Annotated in this window: 15 protein-coding genes and 1 pseudogene; 10 read left to right on the plus strand and 6 right to left on the minus strand. The window is 46.8% G+C overall.

The window, feature by feature from the left end; genetic code table 11:
- Positions 1-53 precede the first annotated feature (53 nt).
- The gene (locus ACEW8S_RS02370; RefSeq protein ID WP_373516583.1) at positions 54-932 is read right to left on the minus strand and encodes a pirin family protein; all 879 of its coding nucleotides are present in this window, start codon (positions 930-932) and stop codon (positions 54-56) included.
- A 278-nt stretch (positions 933-1,210) separates the two neighbouring features.
- Between ACEW8S_RS02370 and ACEW8S_RS02375 the strand changes: the two genes are divergently transcribed.
- From ACEW8S_RS02375 to ACEW8S_RS02385, 3 genes are all read left to right on the plus strand, one after another.
- Entirely contained in the window at positions 1,211-1,645 is a 435-nt protein-coding gene (locus ACEW8S_RS02375; RefSeq protein ID WP_373516584.1) for an Rrf2 family transcriptional regulator, read from the plus strand.
- Positions 1,646-1,650: 5 nt separating this feature from the next.
- Positions 1,651-2,289, plus strand: a complete 639-nt coding sequence (locus ACEW8S_RS02380; RefSeq protein WP_373516585.1) for a hemolysin III family protein — start codon at positions 1,651-1,653, stop codon at positions 2,287-2,289.
- Between the two features lie 122 nt (positions 2,290-2,411).
- Complete coding sequence (locus ACEW8S_RS02385; protein WP_373516586.1) at positions 2,412-3,287, plus strand: sterol desaturase family protein; 876 nt, start codon at positions 2,412-2,414, stop codon at positions 3,285-3,287.
- A gap of 7 nt (positions 3,288-3,294) precedes the next feature.
- Here ACEW8S_RS02385 and ACEW8S_RS02390 read toward each other — a convergent pair whose 3' ends face one another.
- A complete protein-coding gene (locus ACEW8S_RS02390; RefSeq protein ID WP_373516587.1) occupies positions 3,295-4,704 on the minus strand; it encodes a rhodanese-like domain-containing protein in 1,410 nt (469 codons plus the stop codon).
- A gap of 80 nt (positions 4,705-4,784) precedes the next feature.
- Positions 4,785-4,904: pseudogene (locus tag ACEW8S_RS02395) on the minus strand (sulfite exporter TauE/SafE family protein); the annotation flags it as partial.
- A gap of 188 nt (positions 4,905-5,092) precedes the next feature.
- Between ACEW8S_RS02395 and ACEW8S_RS02400 the strand changes: the two are divergent.
- The 7 genes from ACEW8S_RS02400 (at position 5,093) to ACEW8S_RS02430 (ending at position 11,516) form a co-directional block, all read left to right on the plus strand.
- Positions 5,093-5,800, plus strand: a complete 708-nt coding sequence (locus ACEW8S_RS02400) for a hypothetical protein (RefSeq protein WP_373516588.1) — start codon at positions 5,093-5,095, stop codon at positions 5,798-5,800.
- Between the two features lie 214 nt (positions 5,801-6,014).
- Positions 6,015-6,527: a DUF3124 domain-containing protein gene (locus tag ACEW8S_RS02405; RefSeq protein WP_373516589.1), complete on the plus strand. Its 513-nt coding sequence runs from the start codon at positions 6,015-6,017 to the stop codon at positions 6,525-6,527.
- 193 nt (positions 6,528-6,720) lie between these two features.
- Positions 6,721-7,374, plus strand: coding sequence for a metal-dependent transcriptional regulator (locus ACEW8S_RS02410; protein ID WP_373516590.1), 654 nt, complete (start codon positions 6,721-6,723; stop codon positions 7,372-7,374).
- 130 nt (positions 7,375-7,504) lie between these two features.
- Positions 7,505-8,416, plus strand: a complete 912-nt coding sequence (locus ACEW8S_RS02415) for a metal ABC transporter solute-binding protein, Zn/Mn family (protein ID WP_373516591.1) — start codon at positions 7,505-7,507, stop codon at positions 8,414-8,416.
- 81 nt (positions 8,417-8,497) lie between these two features.
- A complete protein-coding gene (locus ACEW8S_RS02420; protein WP_373516592.1) occupies positions 8,498-9,244 on the plus strand; it encodes a metal ABC transporter ATP-binding protein in 747 nt (248 codons plus the stop codon).
- 3 nt (positions 9,245-9,247) lie between these two features.
- The gene (locus ACEW8S_RS02425; RefSeq protein WP_373516593.1) at positions 9,248-10,363 is read left to right on the plus strand and encodes a metal ABC transporter permease; all 1,116 of its coding nucleotides are present in this window, start codon (positions 9,248-9,250) and stop codon (positions 10,361-10,363) included.
- On the plus strand, positions 10,356-11,516 hold the full coding sequence (locus ACEW8S_RS02430; protein WP_373516594.1) for a metal ABC transporter permease: 1,161 nt from the start codon (positions 10,356-10,358) through the stop codon (positions 11,514-11,516). Before ACEW8S_RS02425 ends, ACEW8S_RS02430 begins: the two co-directional genes overlap by 8 nt.
- 73 nt (positions 11,517-11,589) lie before the next feature.
- On the opposite strand, the gene ACEW8S_RS02435 is transcribed toward ACEW8S_RS02430, so the two are convergent.
- From ACEW8S_RS02435 to yidC, 3 genes are all read right to left on the minus strand, one after another.
- Positions 11,590-12,549 carry an NAD(P)H-dependent flavin oxidoreductase gene (locus ACEW8S_RS02435; protein ID WP_373516595.1) on the minus strand — a complete coding sequence of 320 codons (960 nt, stop codon included), beginning with the start codon at positions 12,547-12,549 and terminating at the stop codon, positions 11,590-11,592.
- 117 nt (positions 12,550-12,666) lie between these two features.
- Positions 12,667-13,857 carry a tRNA 2-thiouridine(34) synthase MnmA gene (mnmA, locus tag ACEW8S_RS02440; RefSeq protein WP_373516596.1) on the minus strand — a complete coding sequence of 397 codons (1,191 nt, stop codon included), beginning with the start codon at positions 13,855-13,857 and terminating at the stop codon, positions 12,667-12,669.
- 298 nt (positions 13,858-14,155) lie between these two features.
- Positions 14,156-15,157 (minus strand): membrane protein insertase YidC (gene yidC / locus ACEW8S_RS02445; protein ID WP_373516597.1); only part of this gene is annotated, 1,002 nt, incomplete at its 5' end.

Consider the following 15,157-nt stretch of genomic DNA (forward strand, 5'->3'; position numbering starts at 1 on the left):
TTAGGTTTAAATGAGTGTATTCCTTTTCAAAGGAGTTGGTTTTTTAGAGGGTTCTAATCTTCCAAATATCCGAATTTTCCGGTATTGAATTCGTTGAAGGCCTCGGCCAGCTCCTCCCTGGTGTTCATGACGAAGGGACCTTGGGCCGCGATGGGTTCGTCAATCGGTTCACCGCTTAAAACCAATACCACGGCGTCTTCCGTTGCTTCGGCTTCAAAATTTTCCCCATCGTTTGCCATCAATGCCAAATGGTCGGTGGGCACTTCTTCTTTTCCGTTGATCACGATGCTCCCTTCGAGAACAAGAAGCGCTGTATTGTAATCCGCCGGAAATCGGAAATCGGCTTTTCCGCCCTTGGTCAATTTGGCGTTGAACATATGTAAAGGCGTAAAAGTCGAAGCAGAGCCTTTCGTACCTTTGTACGCGCCGGCAATGACTTCGATATTGCCCGCTCCGTCCTTCAGCTCATACCGGTTGATATCCGCATATTTTATGGCCTGGTACTTGGGATCGGCCTTCTTGTCCTTGGCGGGAAGGTTGACCCATAGTTGCACCATTTGGAAATCACCGCCTTTTTTGCTCCATTCCGCTTCGTGATATTCTTTGTGCAACACCCCTTTTGCGGCGGTCATCCATTGTACGTCACCTTGGCCGATTACCCCGCCACCGCCACTGCTGTCATTATGGGCCACCTTGCCTTTGTATGCAATCGTTACGGTCTCAAAGCCTTTGTGCGGATGTACGCCGACCCCTTTCGGGGTATCGGAAGGCGGGAATTTATAGGTTGAATTGTAGTCCAATAATATAAAAGGACTCATCCGTTGCATATCCATCCGAAATCCGCTGGGAATGAAATTATGTACCCGAAACCCGTCGCCGACAAAATGCGGCGCCCTTGGGCTTGCTACCAATTCTACCGTTTTTGTTTTCATGTTTTTATGTTTTTATGTTTTTTATTTGGGATAAATCTATGACGAAAAGAAGGCATCCACATTGATGTATGGTAAGAACTACGGCTTAAACTTTCCGCGATCATGCCCAAATAGGAAGCGAACATTCACTGGGGATTGCGGGGCATCCATCAGGTTCTTCCTTTTCCGACATACTTACATCACTAATGTAGTGTGAAAAATCGTTGGAAGCAAAACATTATTCCGATAATTTTATCCGAATTGAAAAAGTGCTATCTTTGTCGCAAACCCGAAACAGAATGTTTTCCAAGGCCTGCGAATACGGAATCAAAGCTACCATCTATATCGCCATGCAGTCGTTGCAGGGCAGGCGGGTTAGTTTAAAGGAAATCGCAGAAAAGGTCAATTCCCCCACGGCATTTACCGCAAAAATCCTCCACCAATTGGCCAAGAACGATATTCTGGACTCTACAAAAGGCCCGGCTGGAGGTTTTCAAATCGAAAAGAAAAGAATCGATACCCTAAAGTTGGCCGATATTGTCGTTGCCATCGATGGGGAATCTATATACGAAGGTTGTGGCCTGGGGCTTGAAAAATGCAATGCCAACAAACCCTGTCCGGTACACGATAAGTTTGTGGTCATCCGTGATGAACTGAAACAGATGCTGCAAAATACTAGCCTGTTCGAGCTGACTACAGACTTGGAAACGGGGCTAACGTATCTGAAAAGATAAAGTTCATGGAAGTCCCCAACCGCGATACACAAATTCAGCTAGAACTCGTAAACGGTATCATACACGGCTTCGGGATTATTTTTGGCATTGTCGGCGTTCCTATCCTAATCGCCTTTGCCATAAAAAGTGATAATACACCGGGGGTTATCGGGGCAGCGATATACGGATTCTGTTTTTTGCAACTTTTCACTTTTTCCACCCTGTACCATAGCTTTCAACATGTCGGGGCAAAGCGTATATTCGAAATCCTTGACCACATCAGTATTTATTTCCTGATAGCTGGCACCTACACGCCTTTTCTATTGATTTTTATGTACAATGCATTTGGCATAACCTTGCTTTCGGTGTTGTGGGGCCTGACGGCATTGGGAATTATTTTCAAGATTTTTTTTACGGGCAAGTGGAATATTGTCTCGACGATCGTTTACATAGCCATGGGATGCATCCTTATCGTGGGCGGGCGCACTTTCTTTGATGCGATTCCCGACCCCATAGTGATTATGATAAGTATCGGGGGCGTGCTTTATCTTTTGGGCGTTATCTTTTACCTGTGGGAAAAGTATCCCTACAACCATGCGGTATGGCATTTTTTTGTATTGGCGGCCGCTGTTTGCCATTATGTGGCTATTTTATTGGCAGTGTAACGTGAAATGGGTACCCATTTTTTAACTTCAATTTTTGTGGATGACCCTGTGCATACCTAATCCTTGTTACCGAGGGATTCCACATATATGGGTTATCTTTGCGTATTGATTTCTATAGAATAATGGAATACTTAGAAGCATTTAGCAACGCCTTTACCGGGATGGTGCGGTGGACTTGGAAGTCCATTTTGTTCGAAGTGCCTTGGTACACCAATTACTTTTGGGGCCTTATTGCTATCTCGCTTGTGGTCTGGCTTTTAGAAATCATTTTTCCCTGGCGGAAGGAACAGGGTATTTTCAGAAAGGATTTTTGGATGGACGGCTTCTACATGTTCTTCAATTTTTTCCTGTTCGCCATTGTCATTAGCGGGTTCTACACCGTTTTAGAGGTGCTTTTCGAGGATTTCGGAATATCGGCCCAAAGCTTGGCCCTGATCGATATCACAGCCTGGCCGATGTGGACACAACTTCTGATCTTCTTTACCATACTCGACTTCGTACAATGGTTTACCCATATCTTACTCCACAAATACGAGTTTCTATGGAGATTCCATGAGGTGCACCACAGCGTTAAGGAAATGGGGTTCGCCGCACATCTGCGTTTCCATTGGATGGAAAATATTCTTTACAAACCCCTAAAGACTTTTTGGGTCATGATCTTGGGCGGTTTTGAGCCCGAACAAGCCTACATTGTTCATTTCTTTGCCATTGCCATCGGTCATTTTAACCATTCGAACATCAAGATCACTTGGGGACCTTTGAAGTATATTCTGAACAATCCGGTTATGCATTTGTACCATCACGCCTACGACTTGCCAGAAGGTAAATACGGTGTTAATTTCGGAATCAGCCTAAGTCTATGGGATTACCTCTTCAAAACCAACTACATTCCCGAGGCCGGTGGTAACATCAAATTGGGATACCCTGGCGATGAACGCCTGCCCAAGGATTTCTTCGGGCAAGTAGTGCATGGATTTAAGAAGGAAAGCAAGAAATAGGATAGGTTTAGAGCTTCGACGGACAAACATATTCGGACACGGGCACTTTCGCCTCTTTGATGGCATCGAAGCCTCCCAAAACATCGATAAGATTGTGTACGCCCCTGCTTTTTAATATGGATGAGGCTATCATGCTCCGGTATCCGCTGGCGCAATGTACATAAAACGGTTCGTGGTCGGGAAATTCGGCCAAATAATCGTTCAGATAGTCGAGCGGAGTGTTGTTCGCCCCCTGTACATGTTCCGATAGATATTCACTTTCCTTTCGAACGTCGAAGACCGGGGCTTCCTCTTCTTTTAAAAGTCCGCTTAACCCCTCCGCATTTACTTGACTGACCGAATCATAATCCATAACGGCCTTTTTCCATGCGTCGAAACCGCCTTCCAAATAGCCCAAGGTATTGTCAAAACCGACCCGGGAGAGCCTCGTTACTGCCTCCTCCTCGCTTCCTTTGGGAGCGACCAACAGTATGGGCTGCTTTACATCGGCGATCAGGGCGCCGACCCATGGGGCAAAATCGCCGTTTAGACCTATAAAGATGGAACGCGGGATATGGCCTTTGGCAAAATCGTCTTGATGGCGTACATCGAGAACAATGGCCCCTGTCTCGTTCGCGGCGGCTTCGAAGGCACTGGGCGAAAGGGCTCGCGTGCCCCTTTCCAACACATCGCCGAAATCATCGTAGCCTTCCTTGTTCATTTTAACGTTCAAGGGAAAATATTGCGGCGGCGGTAATAGACCGTCCGTCACCTCTTTTATAAATTCATCCTTGGTCATATCGGCCCTGAGGGCATAGTTCATTTTTTTCTGGTTGCCGAGGGAATCGACGGTTTCCTTCATCATGTTCTTTCCGCAGGCGGAACCTGCACCGTGCGCCGGATAGACGATGACATCATCCGCCAAGGGCATGATTTTCTCACGGAGACTGTCATATAGAAATCCCGCTAAATCCCTTTCGGTTGTATCGCCCATTTTTTGGGCCAGGTCGGGCCGGCCGACATCTCCCAAGAACAACGTATCGCCGCTAAAAATAGCGTGGTCTTTTCCGTCTTCGTCTCGGAGCAAGAAAGTCGTGCTTTCCATTGTGTGTCCCGGGGTGTGCAGGGCAACGATTGTTATATCGCCCACTTTGAACTCCTGAACGTCTTCAGCGATTAGGGCGTCGAAAGATGGGTTGGCATTGGGACCATAAACGATTGCCGCTCCGGTTTGCTTGGCCAACGTAACATGACCGCTCACAAAATCGGCGTGAAAGTGGGTCTCAAAAATATATTTGATCTTGGCATCGTCGGCCTTGGCGCGATCGATATACGGCTTGACCTCTCGCAACGGGTCTATAATGGCGACTTCACCCTTACTTTCGATATAGTATGCACCTTGTGCCAGACAGCCCGTATAAATCTGTTCTATTTTCATAACACTATGTTTTTTATGATTGTTCAAATATATTGCTTTGGTCATGCGCTTACGGTAACTTTTGTTACTAATACCGCTTTTTATTTTAGAAAAAGCTCCTTCACCAGAATGTAAACGCCCATAAGCAGAACGGACCATCCAAAGGCTTTTTTCAGTTTCGATCCATCGATAAATTTATTGAGCCAAATCCCAATAAAAATACAAAAAAAGCCACGGCGACAACGATGCCAACCGCATAGGAAACATATATAGAACCTTTGTAAATGAATTGGCACAATTGGCGAAGAGACCTTAAGCAATCCTTTCTGTTGTAATAATCTTTGCAATAACGTCAATACCTACAAAGGTTGATGAATAGGTTTGCAAATTAAATCCTTAAAACACACAAATGAAAAATCTTAATCGAAGTTGCTTACACAGGGCCCAGCTAGGAAATAAACGTTCTGGGAAAACCACGAGAATCGCTTTACTGCTAGCTGTTGCCATGGTATTCGGGGCAGTAGGTATCTCGAAAGCACAGCTAAGTAAAGGAGACATTATGTTGGGGGCCGATACAGGAAGCGGCTTGGTTAGTACGACCAATGACGGTCTTTTCGGTTTAAATTTTGGCCTTAACGATGGTGCGGGCTATAACGTAGGGCTAAGTCCCAAAGTCGGTTATTTTGTGGCCGACAATTTCTTGATCGGTGTCTCGACCAATCTCGGATTCACTAAATCACCCGAGGTCAACGGCGTATCGGCCAAATCTACGGTATACGGTATTCAGGCCTTGTCAAGATACTATTTGTTTCCTGGTGAAGTCGGGGTTGAAAACTTATTGAATAGAGGTCGTTTCTTCGTCGAGGCCAACGGCGGTATTTCGGGAGTGAATATTAAGGACGGTCCTTCAACCAACGGTTTCGCACTTGGGTTCGGACCGGGATATGCGTACTTCATCACCGATAATGTTGCTTTGGAAACTACCCTGAAATACAACGGTTTGGCCGGTGGTGGCGACACCAGTTACCAAAATAGTATAGGATTGAATATTGGTATACAGATATTCTTGCCCGCTTCCCAAGCCGAAAACATTATCGATCGCGAGACAGATAATTAAGGGGATATTTGTCACATTGCCGATTATTTTTAAAAGGGATTTTCTTTATGGGAAATCCCTTTTTATTTTTAAAAGGCAAAAGCTTTTAATTTAATAGGACACCGATGGCCTACACTAAATTTTCGACGACAACACTTCAAGACAAAAGAAAACCGTTTTTGGTTGGTTTTGCTTATCTTAACAGCGAATTAGTAATTCCAGTAAACGGATACCGATGAAATATACATTCGCCTTAATTGCTCTCTGTTTTATTGCGGTCTCGTGCAACGAAAAACCCCGGGAACTAAGTTCGACCAACCCGATCAATTGGCAAAAAAGAAGGATAACGGCCCCCATATCGGATACCTTGGATGTCGGCCACACCTTTCTATCCATCTACTCCTCCATCTACATGCGCAACGATCAGGAGCAATCCGATTTGACCGTTACCGTCAGTCTGCACAACCCGAACCGCGACGAAGAGGTTTTTATCGACAAGGCGGTGTATTACAACACGCACGGGGAGCCGATCCGTACCTATTTCGATCAAACCATTTTTGTAAAGCCCATGGAAACGGTACAAATCGTTATCGACGGTATCGATAAGGAAGGGGGTACCGGCGCCAATTTTATTTTCGATTGGAAGAAAAAACGAAACAGCAACGAACCGCTTTTCGAAGCCGTAATGATCAATACCCATGGTTCCCAAGGGCTTTCTTTCGTGACCGAGGGAAAACGTATCAAGTAAGCCCGGATACCGCTTCATCATTCCATACGTTGCCAACTTCCGATTCCGCATGAAACCCATGGCGGACACCCTTGATCTATAGTTTTCATCCGGTTCGGTAATCGGACAAGTCCTGAATCCTTTTAAATATTTAGGATAAGCTAATAATTTTTTTAAAATTATTATACGTACATTTGTATCCTATCTAAATATTATGTTTACCCAATCCGAAGAAAATTATTTGAAAGCTATATTCCATTTGCAACAGCAAACGGATGACGGCGTATCGACAAGCAGCATTTCAGCACACCTTGACACCAAGGCCGCCTCGGTTACCGAAATGGTCAAGCGGCTGGCCGAGAAAAAGTTGGTGGATTACCAGAAATATTATGGAGTTCAGTTGACCGAAACCGGCAAGGAACATGCCTTGGCCGTAGTGAGAAAACACCGCTTATGGGAATCGTTTCTCGTAGATCGTCTACACTTTAATTGGGACGAAGTACACGAAGTAGCCGAGCAGTTGGAGCATATAAAATCGATAAAACTTGTAGAGGAACTCGATAAGTTCTTGGGGCGACCGGCCTATGACCCCCATGGTGATCCGATTCCGGATGCCCATGGAAATATGCCCGAAGTCCCGAAAAAAAAGCTCTCACAATTACGCAAGGGCGACCGCGGCACCTGCAAAGGCTTTAACGACGCTTCCTCATCCTTTTTAAAGTACTTGGCCAAACAGCAAATAGGTCTGGGCACTGCGGTAGAGGTAGTAAACATTGAAAAATTCGATGAGAGCATGACCGTACGCATCGAAGACGAAGAAGTTCAGCTTTCGAAAACCGCTACGGATAATATTTATGTAGATCAGTGAAAAAAAATCAGATCGATCATCCCGATTACTTCGGCTGCCCTCGGCTTAAACTAAAGTCGTGGGACCAAATCCTAAGCATCCCCCGAAGCTTTTGGGCCAACAAATGGAATTCGGATACCATATATATTTTATGAAAAATCGCTTACTATTTTTTCTTTGTCTTGTAGTATGTATAGGGTGTAAAAACTCCACTAAAAGAAACGACGGAAAACTCAATATCGTCACCACAACGACCATGATCACCGATCTGGTCAAAAATATCGGGCGGGACTCCGTCAGCCTTCAAGGACTCATGGGTAGCGGCGTTGATCCCCATCTCTATAAAGCCAGTGAGGGCGACGTTTCTAAACTGACCGGAGCCGATGTCGTGTTTTATAGTGGATTACATCTCGAAGGAAAACTGGTCGACGTATTTGAAAAAATGGGACGCTACAGCAATACGATAGCCTTAGCGGAAGTGTTGGACAAGGGTAGCCTAATAGGTTCAGAGTACTTTGCCTCGAATTTCGATCCGCATATCTGGTTCAATATCGAATATTGGAAGCAGATTACCAACTACCTCACCGAAGAATTAGGCAAAATGGACCCCGATAACGCTTCCTTTTATGAGGATAATAAGGAGCAATACTTAAAAAAACTGGATGCCCTTGAAGAGGAAGTCCGCCAAACCATCGCCACCCTGCCCGAGGAAAAGCGGGTACTGGTCACCGCCCACGATGCCTTTAACTATTTTGGAAAAGAATACGGTTTCGAGGTCGTAGGGCTACAGGGACTTTCCACGGCCACGGAAGCCGGGGTACAAGATGTGCAGAACCTCGCCCAGCTCATCATCGACAAACAGGTCAAGGCCATTTTTGTGGAAAGCAGCGTTCCCAAAAGAACCATAGAGGCCTTACAGCAAGCCGTCAAATCACAGGGCTACGATGTACAGATCGGCGGTACGCTTTATTCGGATGCGCTAGGTAGTTCAGGTACGGAGGAAGGAACGTATATCGGAATGTTCCGATATAATGTCAACACCATTGTCGAGGCATTAAAATAAGTTGACAGTGGCAGCTGGGCAGTAGCGTTTGAACCTTACACCTAGGTCCCAAAAAGAACGAAGATTACTTAATGATCATTAATGAACAATTCGACTACCCATCCCGCAATCCAAATAGACGACCTTACCGTGGCCTACGACTACAAGCCCGTGCTTTGGGATATTGACCTGGTAGTTCCCGAAGGCGTACTCATGGCCATCGTAGGGCCCAACGGGGCCGGTAAGTCCACTTTGATAAAGGCCATTTTGGGGATTATAAAACCCATAGCGGGCAGCGTACAGGTATTCGGGCAACCCTATAAAAAGCAGGTTGACAAGGTGGCCTATGTACCCCAGAAGGGCAGTGTGGACTGGGATTTTCCCACGGTCGCCCTCGATGTGGTCATGATGGGTACTTATGGGGGCTTGGGCTGGATCAAGCGACCGGGACTAAAGGAGAAAAAACGCTCCTTGGAAGCCTTGGAAAAAGTGGGGATGCTGGAGTTCAAAGGCAGGCAGATAAGCCAGTTAAGCGGCGGGCAGCAACAACGGATCTTTCTGGCCCGCGCCTTGGTACAAAACGCCTCCATTTACCTCATGGACGAACCTTTTCAAGGCGTGGACGCCACCACCGAAAAAGCCATTATCAATATTCTAAAGGAACTCCGCAAACAGGGCAAAACGTTGATTGTGGTGCATCACGACCTACAGACCGTTCCCGAATATTTCGACTGGGTGACCTTTCTAAATGTTAAAGGAATCGCCTCTGGCCCAGTCAAGGATATCTTTAACGATGATAACCTGACCAAAACCTATGGTATCAATTATAAGGTAGCGGTCAATCAGTAATCCATGGAATTAACCGATTTTTTCACTGATTACACCCTCCGTACCATAACGCTGGGTACCGCCATCCTCGGCGCGATCTGCGGTATGCTGGGCAGTTTTGCCGTGTTGCGGAAGCAAAGTCTGTTGGGCGATGCCATTTCACATGCGGCCTTACCGGGCATTGCACTGGCCTTCATCCTAACCGGAGTCAAAGACACCAACCTTTTATTGATAGGAGCTTTGATCAGCGGCTTGGTAGGCACCTTCTGGATCAAGGGCATTGTCAAGCGGACACGCTTGAAGAACGATACTGCCTTGGGATTGATCCTCTCCCTGTTCTTCGGTTTTGGGATGTTGTTGCTGACGTTTATCCAAAAAATGCCCAATGCCAATCAGGCAGGTCTTGACAAATACCTCTTCGGACAGGCCGCTACCCTGGTGGAATCCGATGTTTGGGTCATGGCCATTGTTACCGGCATCAGTCTTATGGTATTACTTCTATTTTGGAAGGAACTCAAGCTCCTGCTTTTCGATGCCGACTACACCAAAACCTTGGGCTTCAACGTCCGCTTTCTCGATATCTTGATCACCAGCTTTATCGTGCTCGCCATCGTATTGGGCTTGCAGACCGTAGGCGTCGTTCTCATGAGCGCCATGCTGCTGGCCCCGGCCGCAGCGGCAAGACAGTGGACGAACAACTTGGGAAAGATGATCATATTGGCATCCATATTCGGAGCCTTTTCCGGGGTTTTCGGAACGGCCATCAGTGCCAGTCAGAACAACCTCTCCACAGGCCCCGTGATAGTTTTGGTAGCAGCATTCTTTGTGGTGGTTTCCTTTATCTTCTCCCCGGGACGTGGACTCCTTTTCCGGGAAATCCGTTTTCGTAGGAACCGTCGTGAGCTCCACCAAAAAAAGACGCTTACCTTTATGTATCATATCGTCAAGGAACACGAAGATATCTCCCGCCCACATGCCATTCGTATTCTGAACAACTTTCAGGGCTTTACCCGAAAGACCTTGAACCAGCTTGAAGAAGAGCAGCTCATCGCCATATCGGGCAATCAATGGGCAATGACCCAAAAAGGCTACGCAGAAGCGGAATCGATGTACAATAAATTAGGCTCAGAAAATGACTAGCGCACAAATCGAAATACAACTCATCGCCGCCTTGGTCGCGGTTGCCTGTGCCATTCCCGGTACCTTTTTGGTGCTCCGCAAAATGGCCATGATCAGCGACGCCATCAGCCACGCCATACTGCCGGGCATCGTTCTAGGATTTTTTATAACGCAAGACCTCAATTCCCCCCTACTCATTTTATTGGCCGCACTCACCGGGGTCATTACCGTCATGTTGGTGGAGTTCATCCAAAAAACGGGACTCGTTAAAGAGGATACCGCAATCGGACTGGTATTCCCGGCCCTTTTCAGTATCGGGGTCATACTGATCGCAAAAAATGCCAACGATGTACATTTGGATATCGATGCCGTGCTACTCGGCGAACTCGCTTTTGCGCCTTTTGACCGGCTAGTCGTCGGCGGCACTGATATCGGCCCAAAATCCCTCTGGGTAATCGGCTCGATTTTGATGATCACGATAACCTTGCTATTGCTATTTTTCAAGGAACTCAAACTCAGCACCTTCGACAAGGGACTTGCCGCCACCTTAGGATTCTCCCCGCTGGCCATCCACTACGGCCTGATGACAGTTTCGTCCATCACGGTAGTAGGAGCATTTGATGCCGTAGGAGCCGTACTGGTCGTGGCCCTTATCATAGCCCCCGCCGCGACCGCCTACCTGCTCACCGATGACCTGAAAAAAATGCTGCTATTAAGCTGCTGCTTCGGAATCTTCGCCGCCATCGCCGGATACTGGCTGGCCAACATTCTGGACGCCTCCATCGCCGGATCCATGACAACGGTGCTGGGCATCATCTTTCTTTTGGTATATCTCTTTGCACCCAAACAAGGCGTTTTTTCCGTTCTCTTCAAAGAGCGGCAACAGCGTAAAGAGGTATCCCTGCTCGTATTTCTGCTGCACCTTCAAAACCACCAAGAATCGAAAGAGCGCCATGTCAATCACCTACGTGAACATATCAACTGGCAAAAAGTACAGGCGAAAACAGTACTGGACCTAGCCAAAAAGAACAACCTTATCCAAATTGTGGATAATATTGTTTCGCTAACCGATAAGGGCCAGGAATTTACGGATGAGGCACTTCGCTATATTACTACAAATAAGGAGACCGCTATCGAGGAGTTGAAAAATCGGTATTTTTTGTTTCGGGGATAACCACCGTTTGCAGGATAAAATTTAAAGCTAGAGGTATCTTTTATGTCTATACCACACAGCATGTTTCGCATAACTATAAAGTGCCAACCTCAACCTTCGCACTTTTAAACTCCGCCATCATATCCGCTACGATATCCGCTGCGGGTTTAATCTCATGGATGAGGGCGGATACCTGCCCGATTTCCAATTCGCCTTCGTCCATATCGCCCTCGAACATACCCCGTTTGGCGCGGGCGCGCCCTAAAAGATCTGTCAATTCTTCGGTGGTCGCTCCATGGGCATACGCCTGCTGCACGTCATTGTAAAATTTGTTCTTTAACAAACGTACCGGTGCCAGTTCCTTAAGGGTCAGATGGGTATCGCCTTCCCCGGCTTCCAGTACTTTTTGTTTGAACAGCTCGTGGGACGAAGCCTCATGGCTAGCCACGAAACGACTGCCTACCTGAACCCCATCAGCGCCCAAGACCATGGCTGCGAGCATGGCTCGGCCGGTGGCAATCCCGCCCGCGGCAATGAGGGGTATTTTTATTTTAGCCTTAACCGAAGGAATCAAGGTCAAGGTTGTGGTCTCGTCCCTGCCGTTGTGTCCCCCTGCTTCGAAGCCTTCGGCAACTATGGCGTCGACGCCGGCATCCTGTGCTTTTAGGGCAAATTTGACACTGCTCACCACATGCACGACGGTAATCCCTTTTTGCTTTAAAGAGGAAGTGTAGGTTTTGGGATTACCTGCGGAGGTAAAAACGATTTTCACACCGAGTTCGACGATGATATCCATTAGCTTGTCAACATCCGGATACATAAGAGGCACGTTCACACCGAACGGAAACTCCGTCGCCCGTCGGCATTTTTGGATATGCTCCCGCAATACTTCCGGATACATGGATCCCGCTCCGATAAGTCCCAATCCCCCGGCATTGGAAACCGCGGATGCCAAACGCCACCCGCTCGCCCAGACCATACCGGCCTGAATGATAGGGTGTTCTATGCCAAAAAGTTCCGTGATTCTAGTGTTCATCGTTTTAAAGGTAAACAAGACTTCGGACGAAAAGACTTAAGACGAAGGCCAAAATACTCTTGAACAATTTGCGAGTTTAGAAGCATACGTTATAGTCTAACAATCTATGTTTACCGTTGTCTTTCGCCGATCATCCTAAGAAATCACGCCCGACCCTATCAGCTCATCCCCCACGTACCAAGCCACAAACTGCCCTTCGGTAATGGCGGATTGTTTATCGTAGAAATCGACGTACAAGCCCCCATCGATTTTGTACAAGGTCGCTTTTTGCAAAGGCTGACGGTAGCGGATACGGGCCATGACTGACATGCTTCCATCCACTTTCAAAGCCAGATCGCGGCGCACCCAATGTAGCTCGGCGTCGGTAACGAAAAGCGTTCTTCGGTACAGTCCCGGGTGTGATTTACCTTGTCCGGTGTAGATTACGTTTTCATTCACATCGGTATCGATAACGAAAAGCGGCTCTTTGGTGCCGCCGACATCCAATCCCTTGCGTTGGCCTTTCGTAAAGTAATGTGCACCCTGATGCTCGCCCACTACCCTACCATCCTTAATTTGGTATAGCGGCTTTTGGGAATAGTAGGCCAATTCATCCGCTTTATCATTAAAATCCGGAACGGTTCTTTGAAATTGAACGACATCCGAAGGCACCTCGACGATAACGCCTTTTTTAGGCTTTAGTTTTTGCTGTAGGAAGTCGGGCAGCCTGACCTTACCGATAAAACAAAGGCCTTGGGAATCCTTTTTATCCGCGGTTATCAAATCATTGTCCGCCGCAATCCGACGGACTTCCGGTTTGGTCAGTTCACCAATGGGAAACAAGGTTTTGGCCAATTGCTCTTGGGAGAGCTGGCACAAGAAATAGGATTGATCTTTATTGGCATCTTTGCCCGCCAATAATTGATAGGTTTCCGAGCCGGCGGTATTTTTTAAGACCCCTTTACGGCAATAGTGTCCCGTCGCTACGAAATCCGCACCAAGCTGGAGCGCAATTTTAAGGAAGACATCAAACTTGATTTCTCGATTACAGAGCACATCGGGATTGGGCGTACGTCCCCTTTCATATTCCTCGAACATATAATCGACGATACGCTCCTTATAGTCCACGCTCAAATCTACCGTCTGAAAGGGAATTCCCAATTTTTCGGCCACAATGAGCGCATCGTTGCTGTCTTCCAACCACGGACATTCCTCAGAAATCGTCACGGAATCGTCATGCCAGTTCTTCATAAAAAGACCGATGACGTCATAGCCTTGTTCCTTAAGAAGATACGCGGCCACACTTGAATCTACGCCGCCTGATAATCCAATGACAACTTTTTTCATTCCTAAAAAGTATTAGGTCACAAATTTACGAAAAACATTAGGGTGACTATCCGATATAAGGAATCCTGAAAATAGCAAACATCGGTATAGTGTATAATGACATACAATTAGCGACACTTTACAACTTCATTTTTGATATGTTGATTTTAGCCCACATCTTTACAGTCCCAAATCTTACCAAACCAATCTAACTTGATGCTTGAGACCCTGACAGGAATGTCGGGGTCTTTTGTTTATCACACCCATTCGACTTGATGCTTAAGAACCCGCCCGTCAAATGGCAAAGGGGGTCTTTTGTTTACCGCTTTCCAATTTTCTTCTGCTCCTCGGCCTGCTCCATCATCTCGCGCATTTTGCGCTGGAATTTATTTTCTTTCTTCGGTTTCTTTTTATTCTCCTGGATCTGGGCATGGATCCGGTCGTTATCAAGAATAAAGTTCTTAATGACCAACATGATACCGATGGTAATCAGGTTAGACACAAAATAGTAGAGACTCAATCCACTGGCGTAGTTGTTGAAAAAGAACAGCATCATCACGGGCATGAGGTACATGATAAACTTCATGTTCGGCATGCCTGGTTGTGTGGGCATATTCTGCCCAGTGGTCATCATCATATAAAAGAAAATGGCCACTGAAGCCAAAATCGGGAAAAGACTCACATGATCCCCATAGAAAGGTATCTCGAAAGGAAGATTGGCGACCACATCATACGATGAAAGGTCATCGGCCCATAAAAAGGGCTTTTGGCGCAGTGCGAACGAGGTCGGGAAAAACATGAACAGTGCATAAAAAATAGGCATCTGCAAAAGTGCCGGAACACAGCCGCTCATGGGACTGACGCCTGCCTTGCCGTACAGCTTCATGGTCTCTTGCTGTTTTTTCATGGCATTGTCCTTATACTTCTCGCCCAGTTCGGTGATTTCCGGTTTCAGCACCTTCATCTTGGCCTGTGAAAGATATGATTTATAGGTGGCGGGAGACATGACCAAACGCACCAAAATGGTCATGACTACAATGGCGATTCCGAAGGGCAAAAACGAGCTCAAAAACCCGTAGAAGGGTGTAAAGACATAGCGGTTGATCCATCCGAAGATGCCCCATCCAAAGGGAATGGAATCGTCGAGACCCAATTCCTCATATTTCGATAGAACATCGACATCGGTAGGGCCATAGTACCATTGCATGTTTCGCGAAATTTCTCCGCCTTCCGCCGCCAAGGGAATAGAAACTCCGAACGCTTTGGTGAACGCTTGGTCGCGGCTTTCGTCCTCGACCAAATCCACAGAGGTAAGATCGGC

Source organism: Pricia sp. (assembly GCF_041745955.1).
Taxonomy (GTDB): domain Bacteria; phylum Bacteroidota; class Bacteroidia; order Flavobacteriales; family Flavobacteriaceae; genus Pricia.

Coding starts and splice junctions, on each gene's coding strand:
- ACEW8S_RS02370 (WP_373516583.1), bottom strand. CDS start 932: ATGAAAACAAAAACGGTAGAATTGGTAGCAAGCCCAAGGGCGCCGCAT.
- ACEW8S_RS02375 (WP_373516584.1), top strand. CDS start 1,211: ATGTTTTCCAAGGCCTGCGAATACGGAATCAAAGCTACCATCTATATC.
- ACEW8S_RS02380 (WP_373516585.1), top strand. CDS start 1,651: ATGGAAGTCCCCAACCGCGATACACAAATTCAGCTAGAACTCGTAAAC.
- ACEW8S_RS02385 (WP_373516586.1), top strand. CDS start 2,412: ATGGAATACTTAGAAGCATTTAGCAACGCCTTTACCGGGATGGTGCGG.
- ACEW8S_RS02390 (WP_373516587.1), bottom strand. CDS start 4,704: ATGAAAATAGAACAGATTTATACGGGCTGTCTGGCACAAGGTGCATAC.
- ACEW8S_RS02400 (WP_373516588.1), top strand. CDS start 5,093: ATGAAAAATCTTAATCGAAGTTGCTTACACAGGGCCCAGCTAGGAAAT.
- ACEW8S_RS02405 (WP_373516589.1), top strand. CDS start 6,015: ATGAAATATACATTCGCCTTAATTGCTCTCTGTTTTATTGCGGTCTCG.
- ACEW8S_RS02410 (WP_373516590.1), top strand. CDS start 6,721: ATGTTTACCCAATCCGAAGAAAATTATTTGAAAGCTATATTCCATTTG.
- ACEW8S_RS02415 (WP_373516591.1), top strand. CDS start 7,505: ATGAAAAATCGCTTACTATTTTTTCTTTGTCTTGTAGTATGTATAGGG.
- ACEW8S_RS02420 (WP_373516592.1), top strand. CDS start 8,498: ATGAACAATTCGACTACCCATCCCGCAATCCAAATAGACGACCTTACC.
- ACEW8S_RS02425 (WP_373516593.1), top strand. CDS start 9,248: ATGGAATTAACCGATTTTTTCACTGATTACACCCTCCGTACCATAACG.
- ACEW8S_RS02430 (WP_373516594.1), top strand. CDS start 10,356: ATGACTAGCGCACAAATCGAAATACAACTCATCGCCGCCTTGGTCGCG.
- mnmA (WP_373516596.1), bottom strand. CDS start 13,857: ATGAAAAAAGTTGTCATTGGATTATCAGGCGGCGTAGATTCAAGTGTG.